The following is a 13,614-nucleotide window of genomic DNA, read 5'->3' on the forward strand; positions in this document are numbered from 1 at the left end:
GTTCGAACCCATTTATAAATTAAAACTATTTCCGTAGATAGTGGGAAAATTTTCTATAATTATGGTTCTATCGAGTTTTATTTAGCTAAGATTAAGTCATTCATTTTTAAAGGGGGTGTCATTTATGAGTTTTATGAAGGAATTTCGTGAATTTGCCATGCGTGGCAATGTGGTCGATTTGGCAGTCGGGGTAATTATTGGTGCCGCATTTGGCAGAATTGTTTCTTCACTTGTCGCCGACATCATCATGCCGCCACTTGGCTTATTGCTTGGGGGGGTCGATTTCAAGCAATTCCATTTCATATTACGTGCTGCTGAAGGGACTATACCTGCTGTAGTAATGAACTACGGTACATTCATTCAGAGCATTTTCGATTTTGTTATTGTGGCGCTCGCTATATTTTCCGCCGTGAAGCTAATGAATAAAATGCGCCGTGAAAAAGCGGAAGAGCCTGCAGCACCGCCAGCACCAACAACAGAAGAAAAGCTGTTAGCCGAGATTCGTGATTTACTGAAAGCGCAGCAATCAAAGTAAGTTCAGTTTTGATAAACGTAAAAGCCATCATATGATGGCTTCTTACTGCTTTCAAATCAGAAGACCAGTGGTAATGAATCTATTGATTGCTTACCACTGGCCTCCCAGTTACTACCTTTTGCGTATTTTTCTTTACGCCGATAACTTCCTTTTCCTTTACTGTTCTGCTCGATACGTTGCCTGAAAAGTGGGTCATGGAGTAATGCCTCTAGCGCATTATCTTTAATTTTCCCCTTGGTATGTCGATATACCGCCATAATAAAACCTCACTGATAAATTTATTGATTAAAAATCCTACGCATAATACTGCTAATGTAAGCTGATTTAAACTACCCACCTAAAATTTAGTCTTTAGCTGGTTCTTCAGTCGCCCCTTGTTCCAGTGCTTCCAGAATAGAACAATAAGTCGTTGCATGAGTACTTCCGCAGCAGGCATTACTAAGGCGTTTTAGTGATTCACGCATTCTTTTAAACTCAGTTATCTTACTTTCCACATCATGTAATCGAGAATCCACAATTGCTTTTGATTCCTGACAGGTATGATGTTCAGGATCGACACGAATCGACAGTAATTCGGCGATAGTTTCTAATGTAAACCCGAGCTGCTTCGCATAGCGGATAAAACGTAAACGCTGTAAATCTTGTTCACTATACAGTCGGTAACCGCCTTCTGTCCGTTTGCCATGATCCATCATTCCTTGTTTCTCATAGTAGCGAATAGTATCTGGTGTAACATCTGCCAGTTTAGCGAGTTGCCCAATTTTTAACATTTAGTTACTCCTCTTTTGACAGTTTATCGACCATTTTATGTTGGTACTCCTGATGGAGAAAGTCAGTGCTAAACCCTGCTTGTCTCAATCTCAGTTCTAATAATGCCAAGCGCTTATGTAAATTCTGGTAGTTATCGTGCTGCTTATCTATCTGTGACAACAATTCGGCGACAGTAAGTGCTTCTTGACGATCCTGCAATTCAACGGGGAGGTACCCTGCATTTCTCAGTAATCTGTAACCTGCTCTCAAATCAAGAGGAACTAGGGAGTCATCATCTAGCTGTAGTGGTTTACCGCTGCCTGACAGATTATCGAGTTCGCCCTTTTGCTGAGCATCAATAATGCGTCGTTCCGCCCATTCATCAATTAATTCCATATCACGACCAGGAGATCAGACTTTATAAAATCGAAGAATAGTTAAGGTTAAAGGATCGGTAGCAAAATAATAAGAGAGGATTGACAATATATGGGAAGGATAAACGCATATCACTGAATTGTAGACGTAAAAAAACCGGGCAAGCCCGGTTTTTTTACGCGTTTACAGATTACTCTGCAGCAACTACTTCTGCTTGCGATGCAGCACGATCAACTAACTCGATGTAAGCCATCGGTGCGTTGTCGCCTGCACGGAAGCCACACTTCAGAATGCGAGTGTAACCACCGGCGCGGCTCGCGAAACGCGGGCCTAGCTCGTTAAACAGTTTTGCCACGATCTCGTTATCACGAGTACGGGCGAATGCCAGACGACGATTAGCTACGCTGTCGGTCTTGGCAAGAGTAATCAGCGGCTCAACAACGCGACGCAGCTCTTTCGCTTTCGGCAGGGTCGTCTTGATTATCTCATGACGAACCAAAGAGCCGGCCATGTTACGGAACATAGCCTGGCGATGGCTGCTGTTACGGTTCAGTTGACGACCACTCTTACGATGGCGCATGACCTTATCCTTCTCAGTAAAACCTTAACCTGTGATCCGGTTACTCGTCAGCAATGCTAGCTGGCGGCCAATTTTCTAGGCGCATGCCTAAAGAAAGACCACGTGAAGCAAGCACGTCTTTAATCTCAGTAAGAGATTTTTTACCCAGGTTCGGCGTTTTCAGCAACTCAACCTCGGTACGCTGTACCAGATCACCGATGTAGTGGATAGCTTCTGCCTTGAGGCAGTTAGCAGAGCGGACAGTCAATTCCAGATCGTCAACAGGGCGCAGCAGGATCGGATCGAACTCTGGCTTCTCTTCTTTAACTTCCGGCTGACGTACATCTCGTAAATCAACGAAAGCTTCAAGCTGTTCAGCCAAGATAGTTGCCGCACGGCGGATCGCCTCTTCAGGATCGATCGTACCATTGGTTTCCATCTCGATAACCAACTTGTCCAGGTCGGTACGCTGTTCTACACGCGCTGCTTCAACATTGTAGGCAATACGCTCTACAGGGCTATAGCATGCGTCTACTAACAGACGACCAATCGGGCGCTCATCTTCTTCCGAATGAATTCGGGCAGAAGCCGGCACATAACCACGACCACGTTGAACTTTGATACGCATACTAATAGATGCGTTCTCATCGGTCAGGTGGCAGATAACGTGCTGCGGCTTGACGATTTCGACATCCCCGTCATGGGTGATATCGGCTGCAGTCACAGGGCCAATGCCAGACTTATTCAGGGTAAGAATAACTTCATCTTTACCCTGAACTCTCACCGCCAGCCCTTTCAGGTTGAGCAGGATCTCCAGGATATCTTCCTGTACGCCTTCTTTGGTGCTGTACTCATGCAGTACACCATCAATCTCAACCTCGGTCACCGCGCAACCCGGCATAGATGAAAGCAGAATACGGCGCAGTGCGTTGCCGAGAGTATGGCCAAAGCCACGCTCTAACGGCTCAAGGGTCACCTTGGCGTGCGTCGAACTGACTTGCTCGATATCTACCAGGCGCGGTTTTAGAAACTCTGTCACAGAACCCTGCATTGTGTCCTCTCTTTGGTACTAAGCTTTACTTGGAGTAAAGCTCGACGATCAGGTGTTCGTTAATGTCCGCAGACAGATCAGTACGTTCAGGAATACGTTTGAACACACCTTCCATCTTGACAGCATCAACTTCCAGCCAAGTCGGCTTTTCACGCTGCTCAGCCAGCTCCAAAGCTGCCTTAACACGAGACTGCTTTTTAGCTTTCTCACGGATGCTGACTACGTCATTCGGAGATACCTGATAAGAAGCGATGTTAACAACGCGACCATTTACCATGATAGCTTTATGACTAACCAGCTGACGTGATTCAGCACGAGTTGCGCCAAAGCCCATACGGTAAACTACGTTATCCAGACGACCTTCCAGCAGTTGCAACAGGTTTGCACCTGTGTTGCCTTTCAGACGTGCTGCTTCTTTATAGTAGTTACGGAATTGACGTTCTAGAACACCATAGATACGGCGAACTTTTTGTTTCTCACGTAACTGCACACCGTAGTCAGACAGACGCGGTTTACGCGCACCGTGCTGGCCAGGTGGTTGTTCAATCTTACACTTGGTGTCAATCGCGCGAACGCCAGACTTAAGGAACAGGTCTGTGCCCTCACGACGGCTCAGCTTGAGCTTAGGACCCAAATATCTTGCCATTTTCTCTCTCCAACAAACCTAAAAGCAGCGTTATACGCGGCGCTTTTTCGGCGGACGACAACCGTTATGAGGGATCGGAGTCACATCAGTAATATTAGTGATGCGGAAACCAGCCGCGTTTAACGCACGGATAGTAGACTCACGGCCCGGACCAGGTCCTTTAACCATAACTTCCAGATTCTTGATACCGTATTCTTTCACTGCGTCAGCGCAGCGCTCTGCTGCAACTTGCGCTGCAAACGGAGTAGACTTACGAGATCCACGGAAACCGGAACCACCTGCTGTTGCCCAACCCAATGCGTTACCTTGACGATCTGTAATAGTAACGATGGTGTTGTTGAAAGAAGCATGGATATGAGCCACACCGTCAGAGACTGTCTTTCTTACACGCTTGCGTGCACGAATAGGTGCCTTTGCCATTATTCAATCACCCCGATTATTTCTTGATCGGTTTACGCGGACCCTTACGGGTACGTGCGTTGGTCTTAGTACGCTGACCGCGAACTGGTAGACCACGACGATGACGCAAACCACGATAAGTCCCAAGGTCCATCAGACGCTTGATGCTCAGGGTCACCTCACGACGCAGATCACCTTCTACAACGTACTTGGCAACTTCGTCACGCAGCTTCTCGATTTGCTCTTCAGACAGCTCACTGATCTTAACATTTTCAGCAATACCCGCAGCAACACAGATAGCCTGTGAACGGGTTTTACCGATGCCGTAGATCGCAGTTAACGCGATTACGGTATGTTTCTGATCAGGAATGTTAATGCCTGCTATACGGGCCACTATGCACTCCTACTATTTTATACAGCAATACCATTCTGAAAAGCCCGTTTTCAGGATACTCAAATAGTATTGCAGTCACATACAAAAGATTGGCTGGCTAATCTAGCCAGCTCAACCCAACTTTGCAAGAAAAATATGCAAGATAAATCAGCCTTGACGCTGTTTATGCTTTGGTTCGGCACTGCAGATTACGCGAACGACACCGTTACGCTTAACAATTTTGCAGTTACGACATAATTTCTTGACGGAAGCACGAACTTTCATTTTTACTCTCCGTAACTTCTCAAACATCCCTGAATTAGCGGTTATAGCCTTTCAGGTTTGCTTTCTTCAATGCAGACTCGTATTGACTAGACATCATCAGAGTTTGCACTTGAGCCATAAAGTCCATGATGACCACCACTACGATAAGTAGGGAGGTACCACCAAAGTAAAATGGTACTTTCATCGCGTCACGCATGAACTCCGGGATCAGGCAGATGAAAGTAATATACATCGCACCAATTAAGGTTAGACGCGTCATTACTTTATCGATGTACTTCGCCGTTTGCTCTCCCGGACGAATTCCTGGCACGAATGCACCGGACTTCTTCAGGTTATCTGCTGTTTCACGCGGGTTAAACACTAACGCCGTGTAGAAGAAACAGAAGAAGATGATTGCAGACGCATAGAGTAACACATAAAGCGGCTGTCCCGGCTGCAAATACATCGAAATAGTCGTCAGCCAGTTCCAACCTGTCCCACCCCCAAACCATGATGCAATCGTGGCAGGGAACAGAATTATGCTGGAAGCGAAGATTGCTGGGATAACCCCGGCCATATTCACTTTCAACGGTAAGTGTGTGCTCTGTGCTGCATAAACACGACGACCTTGTTGACGTTTAGCATAGTTAACGACGATACGACGCTGACCACGTTCAATGAAAACAACGAAGAAGGTTACTGCAAACACTAATACTGCAACCAACAGCAACAGGAGGAAGTGCAGGTCGCCTTGCCGAGCTTGCTCGATGGTATGGGCTATTGCAGGTGGAAGACCAGCAACAATACCAGCAAAGATTATGATTGAAATACCGTTACCGATACCACGCTCAGTAATCTGTTCGCCCAGCCACATCAGGAACATAGTCCCGGTGACCAAGCTAACAACAGCGGTAAAGTAGAAAGCAAAGCCTGGATTGATTACCAGACCTTGCATCCCAGGCATATTCGGCAGACCGGTAGCAATACCGATCGATTGGAATATAGCCAATACCAACGTGCCATAACGGGTGTACTGGCTAATCTTACGACGGCCAGCCTCCCCTTCTTTCTTTATCTCTGCTAACGCTGGATGAACCACCGTTAACAGTTGGATAATAATCGATGCCGAAATATACGGCATGATACCCAAGGCAAAGATAGAAGCACGACTGAGAGCACCACCAGAGAACATGTTAAACATTTCAATGATGGTCCCTCTCTGCTGCTCGAGCAATTTAGCAAGCACAGTGGCATCGATACCAGGAATCGGAATAAAAGAGCCGATACGGAAAACAATAAGCGCACCGATAACAAACAAAAGTCTGCGCTTCAGTTCGCCTAATCCGCCTTTAGCACTTTGAAAATCTAATCCTGGTTGCTTAGCCATCTGCTACTTATTCCTCAATTTTACCGCCAGCAGCTTCGATAGCAGCACGAGCGCCTTTGGTGACACGCAGACCACGAAGAGTTACCGCACGAGTGATTTCGCCTGAAAGCATAACTTTCGCGAACTCAATCTGGGTACCAACAACGTTAGCGGCTTTCAACGTGTTCAGGTCGATTACGTCGCCTTCCACTAAAGCCAGTTCAGACAGACGAACTTCTGCCGTGATCATAGCTTTGCGAGAGGTGAAGCCGAATTTCGGCAAACGACGATATAAAGGCATCTGACCACCTTCAAAACCACGACGTACGCCACCACCAGAACGTGAGTTCTGACCTTTGTGACCACGACCAGCAGTTTTACCCAGGCCAGAACCGATACCACGACCTACACGCTTCGGCGCATGCTTGGCACCTTCAGCCGGAGACAGAGTATTTAAACGCATCTGTTACTCCTCAACTTTAACCATGTAGGAAACCAAGTTGACCATACCACGCACAGCGGGAGTATCCTCACGCTCTACAGTATGACCAATACGACGCAGACCTAAACCGATCAGAGTTGCCTTATGTTTCGGCAAACGACCGATACTGCTTTTTGTTTGAGTTACTTTAATAGTCTTTGCCATGGTTATTTCCCTAGAATTTCTTCGACGGACTTACCACGCTTGGCAGCGACCATTTCTGGGGATTTCATATCTTCCAGAGCTGCAATAGTTGCACGAACCACGTTGATCGGGTTAGTAGAACCATAGGCCTTGGCCAATACGTTATGAACCCCTGCAACTTCCAAGACGGCGCGCATTGCACCACCGGCGATGATACCGGTACCTTCAGAAGCTGGTTGCATGAATACACGAGAACCTGTGTGAGCACCTTTAACTGGGTGCTGCAGAGTACCGTTATCCAAAGCAACATTAATCATAGCGCGACGGGCTTTTTCCATCGCTTTCTGGATCGCTGCCGGAACTTCGCGTGCTTTGCCGTAGCCAAAACCAACGCGACCGTTACCATCACCAACTACTGTCAGTGCGGTAAAGCTGAAAATACGGCCACCTTTTACGGTTTTAGATACGCGGTTTACCGCGATCAGCTTTTCCTGCAGTTCGCCAGCTTGTTTTTCGATGTGTGACATCTTACACCTCTACCTTAGAACTGAAGGCCAGCTTCACGGGCAGCATCTGCCAGTGCCTGGACTCGACCATGATATTGGAAACCGGAACGGTCAAAGGATACTTTCGTGATCCCTTTTTCCAATGCGCGCTCTGCAACAGCTTTACCTACAGCTGCGGCGGCATCTTTGTTGCCGGCGTACTTCAATTGCTCATTGATAGCTTTTTCTACAGTAGAAGCTGCTACCAAAATTTCTGAACCGTTTGGTGCAATAACCTGCGCGTAAATATGGCGTGGGGTACGATGTACCACCAGGCGAGTCGCACCCAGTTCTTTGAGCTTGCGGCGTGCGCGGGTCGCACGACGGATACGAGCTGCTTTCTTATCCATAGTGTTACCTTACTTCTTCTTAGCCTCTTTGGTACGCACGACTTCGTCGGCGTAACGGACACCCTTGCCTTTATAAGGCTCAGGACGACGGTAGGCACGTAAATCTGCTGCAACCTGACCAATCACCTGCTTATCAGCGCCTTTCAGCACGATTTCAGTTTGGGTCGGGCATTCTGCAGTGATGCCAGCCGGCAATTCATGGTCAACTGGGTGAGAGAAGCCTAAAGCTAAATTCACCACGTTGCCTTTAACTGCGGCACGGTAACCTACACCTACCAATTGAAGCTTCTTAGTGAAGCCTTCGGTAACACCAACGACCATTGCGTTAAGCAGTGCACGAGTGGTACCCGCTTGGGCCCAACCGTCTACAGCGCCTTCGCGTGGAGCGAAAGTCAGTGTATTTTCTTCTTGCTTAACTTCAACAGCGCTATGGACGGTACGAGTCAGCTCGCCGTTCTTACCCTTTATCGAAATAACCTGACCGTTGAGTTTTACCTCTACGCCGGCAGGAATGACGACGGGTGCTTTTGCAACACGAGACATTCTTTCCTCCCGAATTAAGCTACGTAGCAGATAATCTCGCCACCAAGACCAGCTTGGCGAGCTGCACGATCGGTCATAACACCTTTAGAGGTAGAAATAACAGCGATACCCAAACCGGCCATAACTTTTGGCAGCTCATCTTTTTTCTTATAGATGCGCAGACCTGGACGGCTGATACGTTGAATGCTTTCTACCACTGCCTTACCCTGGAAATACTTAAGAGCTAATTCCAGAACAGGCTTGGTGTCGCCTTCGATTTTAAAATCTTCAATAAAACCTTCTTCCTTCAGAACGTTGGCAATTGCCACTTTCAGCTTGGAGGAAGGCATGGTGACCGCGACTTTGTTTGCGGATTGACCGTTACGGATACGGGTCAGCATATCCGCGATCGGATCTTGCATGCTCATCTGTCTTTACTCCCGTGATTCAATTGGTGACAATTACCAGCTAGCCTTCTTAAGGCCCGGGATTTCACCGCGCATTGCGGTTTCACGGACTTTAATACGGCTCAACCCGAACTTCCGCAGGAAACCATGCGGACGACCAGTTTGGTTGCAGCGGTTACGCTGACGGGACGGGCTGGAATCACGCGGCAGAGACTGCAGCTTCAGAACAGCATTCCAACGGTCTTCGTCGGATGAGTTCACACCAGAGATAATAGCTTTTAATTCCTCGCGTTGAGCGCGGTATTTGTTAGCTAGTTTCACGCGAACAACTTCGCGTGCTTTCATTGATTGCTTAGCCATCAGTAACCCTACCTTACTTGCGGAATGGGAATTTAAAAGCAGCCAACAATGCACGGCCTTCATCATCGGATTTCGCAGTAGTGGTAATGGTAATATCCAAACCACGTACACGATCGACTTTATCGTAGTCGATTTCCGGGAAGATGATCTGCTCGCGCACACCCATGCTGTAGTTACCACGACCATCGAATGACTTAGCGGACAAGCCACGGAAGTCACGGATACGAGGTACAGCAATGGTAATCAGACGCTCAAAGAATTCCCACATGCGTTCGCCACGCAGGGTTACTTTACAGCCGATCGGATAGCCCTGACGGATTTTGAAGCCTGCAACAGATTTGCGTGCTTTGGTGATAAACGGCTTTTGACCGGAGATTGCTGCCAAGTCAGCTGCTGCATTGTCCAGCAGTTTCTTGTCAGCGATCGCTTCACCAACACCCATGTTCAGGGTGATCTTCTCGACCCGAGGGACTTGCATGACAGAGTTGTAGCCAAACTGAGACATCAGTTGTTTGACCACCTCGTCTTTGTAGTAATCATGCAGTTTCGCCATCGTATTACTCCAAATTACTTGATAGTTTCGCTATTAGATTTAAAGAAACGGACTTTTTTGCCGTCTTCGAATCTAAAGCCTACACGGTCAGCCTTACCGGTTGTCGTGTTGAACAGCGCAAGGTTGGAAACTTGAATTGCAGCTTCTTTTTCAACAATGCCACCTGGTTGGTTCAGGGCCGGAACCGGCTTCTGATGTTTTTTAACCAGGTTGATACCTTCAACAATGACCTTACCAGCAGACAGGACATTCTTTACTTTACCGCGCTTACCTTTGTCTTTCCCGGTTAGCACGATAACTTCGTCATCACGACGGATTTTCGCTGCCATGGTTCGCTCCTTAGAGTACTTCTGGTGCCAGAGAGATAATTTTCATGAACTTCTCATTACGCAGTTCACGAGTTACCGGCCCAAAAATACGCGTGCCGATTGGCTGCTCGCTGTTATTATTTAAAATAACACAAGCGTTACCATCGAAGCGAATGACAGAACCGTCCGGGCGACGTACACCCTTCTTGGTGCGCACCACTACCGCCTTCAGAACATCGCCTTTCTTCACCTTGCCACGAGGAATTGCTTCCTTGATGGTGATCTTGATGATGTCGCCGATGCCTGCGTAGCGACGGTGCGAGCCACCTAGAACCTTGATACACATTACGCGACGTGCACCGGAGTTGTCGGCCACGTTCAGCATAGTCTGTTCTTGGATCATGTTAGTGCTCCGCTAATGTCAACTACTACTTTAGGACCCAGAATAGGTCGTTTAAAAGCCCCATTAATGAGGGCGCAGCATTATAACACCGCTTCCAAATTATGGGTAGAAAAAATAAACGGCCCACTTTCTGAGCCGTTTATTATGTTCGAGTTGGCTACTCTATTACAGAATCGCTTTCTCTACAACGCGAACAAGCGTCCAAGACTTAGTCTTTGACAGTGGACGGCATTCGCGGATTTCTACCACGTCACCGATTCCACATTCATTGTTCTCGTCATGTACATGCAATTTCGTCGTACGACGGATGAATTTCCCGTAAATAGGGTGTTTCACCACACGTTCGATAGCAACAACCATGGATTTCTCCATTTTGTCACTAACTACGCGACCTTGCAGAGTACGGATTTGCTCAGTCATTACGCACCCGCCTTCTCAGTCAGTAAAGTCTTAACACGTGCGATATTACGGCGCACTTGTTTCGACAGGTGAGTTTGTTGCAGCTGGCCACTAGCCGCCTGCATGCGCAAATTGAATTGCTCACGCAGCAGGTTGAGCAGCTCAGTGTTCAGCTCTTCAACGCTTTTTTCACGCAGCTCTTGTGCTTTCATCACATCACCGTCTTAGTTACAAAGGTGGTTCCTACAGGCAGTTTCGCTGCTGCGAGCTTAAATGCTTCGCGAGCAGTTTCTTCCGGTACACCAGCCATTTCAAACAACATTTTTCCTGGCTGGATCAGGGCAACCCAATACTCTACGTTACCCTTACCTTTACCCATACGCACTTCGAGCGGCTTCTCGGTGATCGGCTTGTCCGGGAAAACACGGATCCAGACCTTACCTTGACGCTTAATTGCACGTGTCATCGCACGACGGGCTGCTTCGATTTGACGAGCCGTCAGGCGGCAACGGCCACAAGCTTTCAGGCCGAACTCACCGAAGCTAACATCCGTACCTTGCGCAAGGCCACGGTTACGGCCTTTGTGCATCTTACGGAATTTTGTACGCTTTGGTTGTAACATCAGCGATTCTCCTTACTTGCGGCCTTTACGCTGCTGCTTTTTAGGTTGAGCAGCCGGTTCCGGTTGTTCAACAGCAGCCATACCACCCAAGATCTCACCTTTGAAGATCCATACCTTAACGCCGATTACACCGTAAGTGGTGTGCGCTTCAGATGTGTTGTAATCGATATCCGCACGCAATGTATGCAACGGAACACGACCTTCACGGTACCATTCGGTACGCGCGATTTCAGCACCGCCAAGGCGGCCGCTTACTTCAACTTTGATACCTTTAGCGCCAAGACGCATTGCGTTCTGTACAGCACGCTTCATAGCACGACGGAACATAACGCGACGTTCCAGCTGTGAAGTGATGCTGTCAGCAACCAATTTTGCGTCCAGTTCCGGTTTACGGACTTCGGCGATGTTAATCTGTGCAGGAACGCCAGCGATATCCGCTACGACCTTACGCAGTTTTTCGACATCTTCACCTTTCTTGCCGATAACGATGCCAGGACGAGCGGTGTGAATAGTCACACGGATGCTCTTCGCTGGACGCTCGATAACGATGCGAGAAACGGAAGCTTTCGCTAATTCCTTAGTCAGGAATTGGCGAACTTTAAAGTCGCTGTCCAGGTTGTCAGCGAATTCTTTGGTATTTGCGTACCAGGTAGAGTTCCAAGCTTTGACAATACCTAGTCGAATACCATTAGGATGTACTTTCTGACCCATTGCTAGTCTCCAGAGTCTCAGCGATCGGACACAACCACAGTAATGTGGCTGGTGCGCTTCAGGATGCGATCTGCACGACCTTTTGCACGCGGCATAATGCGCTTCATGCTAGGGCCTTCGTCTACGAAGATCTTCGTGACTTTCAGATCATCGATGTCAGCGCCATCGTTGTGTTCTGCGTTAGCAATGGCAGACTCTAGTACCTTCTTAACCAAACCAGCAGCTTTCTTGTTGGTATAGGCCAGAGTTTCCAGAGCTTGCGACACTTTCTTACCGCGAATCAGGTCCGCTACCAAGCGAACCTTCTGAGCAGAAGAACGAGCGTGGCGATGTTTAGCGATAGTTTCCATCTCTTCCTCCTACCTTAGCGCTTTTTAGCCTTTTTATCGGCCGCATGGCCGCGATAAGTACGGGTCGGCGCGAATTCACCCAGTTTGTGACCGACCATTTCATCGGCTACAAAAACGGGAACGTGCTGACGACCATTATGGACAGCGATGGTCAAACCGATCATATTTGGAAAGACCGTTGAACGACGGGACCAAGTCCGAATTGGCTTCTTGTCTCCGCTTTCCACCGCTTTCTCTACCTTCTTCAGCAAGTGCAGGTCAATGAAGGGACCTTTCTTGAGAGAACGTGGCATGGCTTATCCTCTAATTATTTTTTACTACGGCGACGTACGATGAACTTATCAGTACGCTTGTTGCTACGGGTCTTCTTACCTTTGGTTTGAACGCCCCACGGAGTTACCGGGTGCTTACCAAAGTTACGACCTTCACCACCACCGTGTGGGTGATCTACCGGGTTCATCGCCGTACCGCGAACGGTAGGACGAATACCACGCCAACGACTAGCACCTGCTTTACCCAGCACACGCAGCATGTGTTCAGCATTACCGACTTCACCTAAGGTGGCGCGGCAATCAGCTTGAACCTTGCGCATTTCGCCGGAGCGCAGACGCAGAGTAACGTAGGAACCGTCACGAGCAACGATCTGAACGTATGCACCAGCAGAACGAGCCAATTGGCCGCCTTTACCTGGTTTCATTTCTACGTTATGAACCGTTGAACCAACTGGGATGTTACGCATAGGCAGGGTGTTACCTGCTTTAATTGCCGCATCAACGCCAGATTGAATCTGGTCACCAGCTTTCAGGCCTTTTGGCGCCAGGATATAACGGCGTTCGCCGTCTTTGTACAGAACCAGCGCGATATTCGCGGAACGGTTCGGATCGTACTCCAGACGCTCAACCACTGCAGGGATACCATCTTTGTTGCGTTTGAAGTCAACCAGACGATAATGTTGCTTGTGGCCACCACCGATATGACGGGTAGTGATACGGCCATTGTTGTTACGGCCACCGCTTTTGCTTAATTTCTCAAGCAACGGGGCATAAGGCTTACCCTTATGCAACTCCTGGTTAACCACCTTAACAACGTGGCGACGACCCGGAGATGTAGGTTTACATTTAACAATTGCCATTGTTTTACT

General features: G+C 48.1%; 28 protein-coding genes. 1 reads left to right on the forward strand and 27 read right to left on the reverse strand.

The window, feature by feature from the left end; translation table 11 throughout:
* Positions 1-124 precede the first annotated feature (124 nt).
* Positions 125-535, forward strand: coding sequence for a large-conductance mechanosensitive channel protein MscL (mscL, locus tag V2A85_RS02795; protein ID WP_032906607.1), 411 nt, complete (start codon positions 125-127; stop codon positions 533-535).
* A 56-nt stretch (positions 536-591) separates the two neighbouring features.
* On the opposite strand, the gene V2A85_RS02800 is transcribed toward mscL, so the two are convergent.
* The 27 genes from V2A85_RS02800 to rplB form a co-directional block, all read right to left on the reverse strand.
* Complete coding sequence (locus V2A85_RS02800) at positions 592-792, reverse strand: alternative ribosome-rescue factor A (protein ID WP_372560350.1); 201 nt, start codon at positions 790-792, stop codon at positions 592-594.
* A gap of 87 nt (positions 793-879) precedes the next feature.
* A complete protein-coding gene (gene zntR / locus V2A85_RS02805; RefSeq protein ID WP_420070861.1) occupies positions 880-1,305 on the reverse strand; it encodes a Zn(2+)-responsive transcriptional regulator in 426 nt (141 codons plus the stop codon).
* Between the two features lie 4 nt (positions 1,306-1,309).
* Positions 1,310-1,681: a DnaJ family domain-containing protein gene (locus V2A85_RS02810; RefSeq protein WP_083161165.1), complete on the reverse strand. Its 372-nt coding sequence runs from the start codon at positions 1,679-1,681 to the stop codon at positions 1,310-1,312.
* 169 nt (positions 1,682-1,850) lie between these two features.
* Positions 1,851-2,240: a 50S ribosomal protein L17 gene (gene rplQ, locus V2A85_RS02815; protein WP_004391407.1), complete on the reverse strand. Its 390-nt coding sequence runs from the start codon at positions 2,238-2,240 to the stop codon at positions 1,851-1,853.
* A gap of 40 nt (positions 2,241-2,280) precedes the next feature.
* The gene (locus V2A85_RS02820) at positions 2,281-3,270 is read right to left on the reverse strand and encodes a DNA-directed RNA polymerase subunit alpha (RefSeq protein WP_002438685.1); all 990 of its coding nucleotides are present in this window, start codon (positions 3,268-3,270) and stop codon (positions 2,281-2,283) included.
* A gap of 25 nt (positions 3,271-3,295) precedes the next feature.
* Positions 3,296-3,916, reverse strand: a complete 621-nt coding sequence (gene rpsD / locus V2A85_RS02825; protein ID WP_002218949.1) for a 30S ribosomal protein S4 — start codon at positions 3,914-3,916, stop codon at positions 3,296-3,298.
* A gap of 30 nt (positions 3,917-3,946) precedes the next feature.
* Positions 3,947-4,336 carry a 30S ribosomal protein S11 gene (gene rpsK, locus V2A85_RS02830; RefSeq protein ID WP_004709234.1) on the reverse strand — a complete coding sequence of 130 codons (390 nt, stop codon included), beginning with the start codon at positions 4,334-4,336 and terminating at the stop codon, positions 3,947-3,949.
* 16 nt (positions 4,337-4,352) lie between these two features.
* Positions 4,353-4,709 carry a 30S ribosomal protein S13 gene (gene rpsM, locus V2A85_RS02835; protein ID WP_004702348.1) on the reverse strand — a complete coding sequence of 119 codons (357 nt, stop codon included), beginning with the start codon at positions 4,707-4,709 and terminating at the stop codon, positions 4,353-4,355.
* 147 nt (positions 4,710-4,856) lie between these two features.
* On the reverse strand, positions 4,857-4,973 hold the full coding sequence (gene rpmJ / locus V2A85_RS02840; RefSeq protein WP_002227352.1) for a 50S ribosomal protein L36: 117 nt from the start codon (positions 4,971-4,973) through the stop codon (positions 4,857-4,859).
* Positions 4,974-5,007: 34 nt separating this feature from the next.
* Positions 5,008-6,339 carry a preprotein translocase subunit SecY gene (secY, locus tag V2A85_RS02845; protein ID WP_002213344.1) on the reverse strand — a complete coding sequence of 444 codons (1,332 nt, stop codon included), beginning with the start codon at positions 6,337-6,339 and terminating at the stop codon, positions 5,008-5,010.
* A gap of 7 nt (positions 6,340-6,346) precedes the next feature.
* Positions 6,347-6,781: a 50S ribosomal protein L15 gene (rplO, locus tag V2A85_RS02850; RefSeq protein WP_004391411.1), complete on the reverse strand. Its 435-nt coding sequence runs from the start codon at positions 6,779-6,781 to the stop codon at positions 6,347-6,349.
* A gap of 3 nt (positions 6,782-6,784) precedes the next feature.
* Positions 6,785-6,964 carry a 50S ribosomal protein L30 gene (gene rpmD / locus V2A85_RS02855; protein WP_002213339.1) on the reverse strand — a complete coding sequence of 60 codons (180 nt, stop codon included), beginning with the start codon at positions 6,962-6,964 and terminating at the stop codon, positions 6,785-6,787.
* A gap of 2 nt (positions 6,965-6,966) precedes the next feature.
* Positions 6,967-7,470: a 30S ribosomal protein S5 gene (gene rpsE, locus V2A85_RS02860; protein WP_004391412.1), complete on the reverse strand. Its 504-nt coding sequence runs from the start codon at positions 7,468-7,470 to the stop codon at positions 6,967-6,969.
* A gap of 14 nt (positions 7,471-7,484) precedes the next feature.
* Positions 7,485-7,838 carry a 50S ribosomal protein L18 gene (gene rplR, locus V2A85_RS02865; protein ID WP_004391413.1) on the reverse strand — a complete coding sequence of 118 codons (354 nt, stop codon included), beginning with the start codon at positions 7,836-7,838 and terminating at the stop codon, positions 7,485-7,487.
* Between the two features lie 9 nt (positions 7,839-7,847).
* Complete coding sequence (rplF, locus tag V2A85_RS02870; protein WP_004391415.1) at positions 7,848-8,381, reverse strand: 50S ribosomal protein L6; 534 nt, start codon at positions 8,379-8,381, stop codon at positions 7,848-7,850.
* A 14-nt stretch (positions 8,382-8,395) separates the two neighbouring features.
* The gene (gene rpsH / locus V2A85_RS02875; protein ID WP_032820216.1) at positions 8,396-8,788 is read right to left on the reverse strand and encodes a 30S ribosomal protein S8; all 393 of its coding nucleotides are present in this window, start codon (positions 8,786-8,788) and stop codon (positions 8,396-8,398) included.
* A 33-nt stretch (positions 8,789-8,821) separates the two neighbouring features.
* Positions 8,822-9,127: a 30S ribosomal protein S14 gene (gene rpsN / locus V2A85_RS02880; RefSeq protein ID WP_004391418.1), complete on the reverse strand. Its 306-nt coding sequence runs from the start codon at positions 9,125-9,127 to the stop codon at positions 8,822-8,824.
* Positions 9,128-9,140: 13 nt separating this feature from the next.
* A complete protein-coding gene (gene rplE / locus V2A85_RS02885; protein WP_004391419.1) occupies positions 9,141-9,680 on the reverse strand; it encodes a 50S ribosomal protein L5 in 540 nt (179 codons plus the stop codon).
* 14 nt (positions 9,681-9,694) lie between these two features.
* Complete coding sequence (rplX, locus tag V2A85_RS02890) at positions 9,695-10,009, reverse strand: 50S ribosomal protein L24 (protein ID WP_049612315.1); 315 nt, start codon at positions 10,007-10,009, stop codon at positions 9,695-9,697.
* Between the two features lie 10 nt (positions 10,010-10,019).
* A complete protein-coding gene (gene rplN, locus V2A85_RS02895; protein WP_002213325.1) occupies positions 10,020-10,391 on the reverse strand; it encodes a 50S ribosomal protein L14 in 372 nt (123 codons plus the stop codon).
* A 165-nt stretch (positions 10,392-10,556) separates the two neighbouring features.
* The gene (rpsQ, locus tag V2A85_RS02900) at positions 10,557-10,811 is read right to left on the reverse strand and encodes a 30S ribosomal protein S17 (RefSeq protein ID WP_032820219.1); all 255 of its coding nucleotides are present in this window, start codon (positions 10,809-10,811) and stop codon (positions 10,557-10,559) included.
* Positions 10,811-11,002 (reverse strand): 50S ribosomal protein L29, encoded by a 192-nt coding sequence (gene rpmC / locus V2A85_RS02905; protein WP_005159843.1) that lies wholly within the window; start codon positions 11,000-11,002, stop codon positions 10,811-10,813. The genes rpsQ and rpmC overlap by 1 nt, the downstream gene beginning before the upstream one ends.
* Complete coding sequence (rplP, locus tag V2A85_RS02910; protein ID WP_038242806.1) at positions 11,002-11,412, reverse strand: 50S ribosomal protein L16; 411 nt, start codon at positions 11,410-11,412, stop codon at positions 11,002-11,004. Before rplP ends, rpmC begins: the two co-directional genes overlap by 1 nt.
* A 12-nt stretch (positions 11,413-11,424) precedes the next feature.
* Positions 11,425-12,123, reverse strand: a complete 699-nt coding sequence (rpsC, locus tag V2A85_RS02915) for a 30S ribosomal protein S3 (protein WP_002221644.1) — start codon at positions 12,121-12,123, stop codon at positions 11,425-11,427.
* A 17-nt stretch (positions 12,124-12,140) separates the two neighbouring features.
* Entirely contained in the window at positions 12,141-12,473 is a 333-nt protein-coding gene (gene rplV, locus V2A85_RS02920) for a 50S ribosomal protein L22 (RefSeq protein WP_004391423.1), read from the reverse strand.
* A gap of 14 nt (positions 12,474-12,487) precedes the next feature.
* Positions 12,488-12,766, reverse strand: a complete 279-nt coding sequence (gene rpsS, locus V2A85_RS02925) for a 30S ribosomal protein S19 (protein WP_032818077.1) — start codon at positions 12,764-12,766, stop codon at positions 12,488-12,490.
* 14 nt (positions 12,767-12,780) lie between these two features.
* Positions 12,781-13,605, reverse strand: a complete 825-nt coding sequence (gene rplB, locus V2A85_RS02930; RefSeq protein WP_005186240.1) for a 50S ribosomal protein L2 — start codon at positions 13,603-13,605, stop codon at positions 12,781-12,783.
* Positions 13,606-13,614 lie beyond the last annotated feature (9 nt).

This window comes from Yersinia sp. 1252 StPb PI (genome assembly GCF_048593885.1).
Classification (GTDB): Bacteria; Pseudomonadota; Gammaproteobacteria; order Enterobacterales; family Enterobacteriaceae; genus Yersinia; species Yersinia enterocolitica_E.

Excerpts from the sequence above, each read along its gene's own strand:
- mscL (WP_032906607.1), top strand. The coding sequence starts at position 125 with ATGAGTTTTATGAAGGAATTTCGTGAATTTGCCATGCGTGGCAATGTG.
- V2A85_RS02800 (WP_372560350.1), bottom strand. The coding sequence starts at position 792 with ATGGCGGTATATCGACATACCAAGGGGAAAATTAAAGATAATGCGCTA.
- zntR (WP_420070861.1), bottom strand. The coding sequence starts at position 1,305 with ATGTTAAAAATTGGGCAACTCGCTAAACTGGCAGATGTTACACCAGAT.
- V2A85_RS02810 (WP_083161165.1), bottom strand. The coding sequence starts at position 1,681 with ATGGAATTAATTGATGAATGGGCGGAACGACGCATTATTGATGCTCAG.
- rplQ (WP_004391407.1), bottom strand. The coding sequence starts at position 2,240 with ATGCGCCATCGTAAGAGTGGTCGTCAACTGAACCGTAACAGCAGCCAT.
- V2A85_RS02820 (WP_002438685.1), bottom strand. The coding sequence starts at position 3,270 with ATGCAGGGTTCTGTGACAGAGTTTCTAAAACCGCGCCTGGTAGATATC.
- rpsD (WP_002218949.1), bottom strand. The coding sequence starts at position 3,916 with ATGGCAAGATATTTGGGTCCTAAGCTCAAGCTGAGCCGTCGTGAGGGC.
- rpsK (WP_004709234.1), bottom strand. The coding sequence starts at position 4,336 with ATGGCAAAGGCACCTATTCGTGCACGCAAGCGTGTAAGAAAGACAGTC.
- rpmJ (WP_002227352.1), bottom strand. The coding sequence starts at position 4,973 with ATGAAAGTTCGTGCTTCCGTCAAGAAATTATGTCGTAACTGCAAAATT.
- secY (WP_002213344.1), bottom strand. The coding sequence starts at position 6,339 with ATGGCTAAGCAACCAGGATTAGATTTTCAAAGTGCTAAAGGCGGATTA.
- rplO (WP_004391411.1), bottom strand. The coding sequence starts at position 6,781 with ATGCGTTTAAATACTCTGTCTCCGGCTGAAGGTGCCAAGCATGCGCCG.
- rpmD (WP_002213339.1), bottom strand. The coding sequence starts at position 6,964 with ATGGCAAAGACTATTAAAGTAACTCAAACAAAAAGCAGTATCGGTCGT.
- rpsE (WP_004391412.1), bottom strand. The coding sequence starts at position 7,470 with ATGTCACACATCGAAAAACAAGCTGGCGAACTGCAGGAAAAGCTGATC.
- rplR (WP_004391413.1), bottom strand. The coding sequence starts at position 7,838 with ATGGATAAGAAAGCAGCTCGTATCCGTCGTGCGACCCGCGCACGCCGC.
- rplF (WP_004391415.1), bottom strand. The coding sequence starts at position 8,381 with ATGTCTCGTGTTGCAAAAGCACCCGTCGTCATTCCTGCCGGCGTAGAG.
- rpsH (WP_032820216.1), bottom strand. The coding sequence starts at position 8,788 with ATGAGCATGCAAGATCCGATCGCGGATATGCTGACCCGTATCCGTAAC.
- rpsN (WP_004391418.1), bottom strand. The coding sequence starts at position 9,127 with ATGGCTAAGCAATCAATGAAAGCACGCGAAGTTGTTCGCGTGAAACTA.
- rplE (WP_004391419.1), bottom strand. The coding sequence starts at position 9,680 with ATGGCGAAACTGCATGATTACTACAAAGACGAGGTGGTCAAACAACTG.
- rplX (WP_049612315.1), bottom strand. The coding sequence starts at position 10,009 with ATGGCAGCGAAAATCCGTCGTGATGACGAAGTTATCGTGCTAACCGGG.
- rplN (WP_002213325.1), bottom strand. The coding sequence starts at position 10,391 with ATGATCCAAGAACAGACTATGCTGAACGTGGCCGACAACTCCGGTGCA.
- rpsQ (WP_032820219.1), bottom strand. The coding sequence starts at position 10,811 with ATGACTGAGCAAATCCGTACTCTGCAAGGTCGCGTAGTTAGTGACAAA.
- rpmC (WP_005159843.1), bottom strand. The coding sequence starts at position 11,002 with ATGAAAGCACAAGAGCTGCGTGAAAAAAGCGTTGAAGAGCTGAACACT.
- rplP (WP_038242806.1), bottom strand. The coding sequence starts at position 11,412 with ATGTTACAACCAAAGCGTACAAAATTCCGTAAGATGCACAAAGGCCGT.
- rpsC (WP_002221644.1), bottom strand. The coding sequence starts at position 12,123 with ATGGGTCAGAAAGTACATCCTAATGGTATTCGACTAGGTATTGTCAAA.
- rplV (WP_004391423.1), bottom strand. The coding sequence starts at position 12,473 with ATGGAAACTATCGCTAAACATCGCCACGCTCGTTCTTCTGCTCAGAAG.
- rpsS (WP_032818077.1), bottom strand. The coding sequence starts at position 12,766 with ATGCCACGTTCTCTCAAGAAAGGTCCCTTCATTGACCTGCACTTGCTG.
- rplB (WP_005186240.1), bottom strand. The coding sequence starts at position 13,605 with ATGGCAATTGTTAAATGTAAACCTACATCTCCGGGTCGTCGCCACGTT.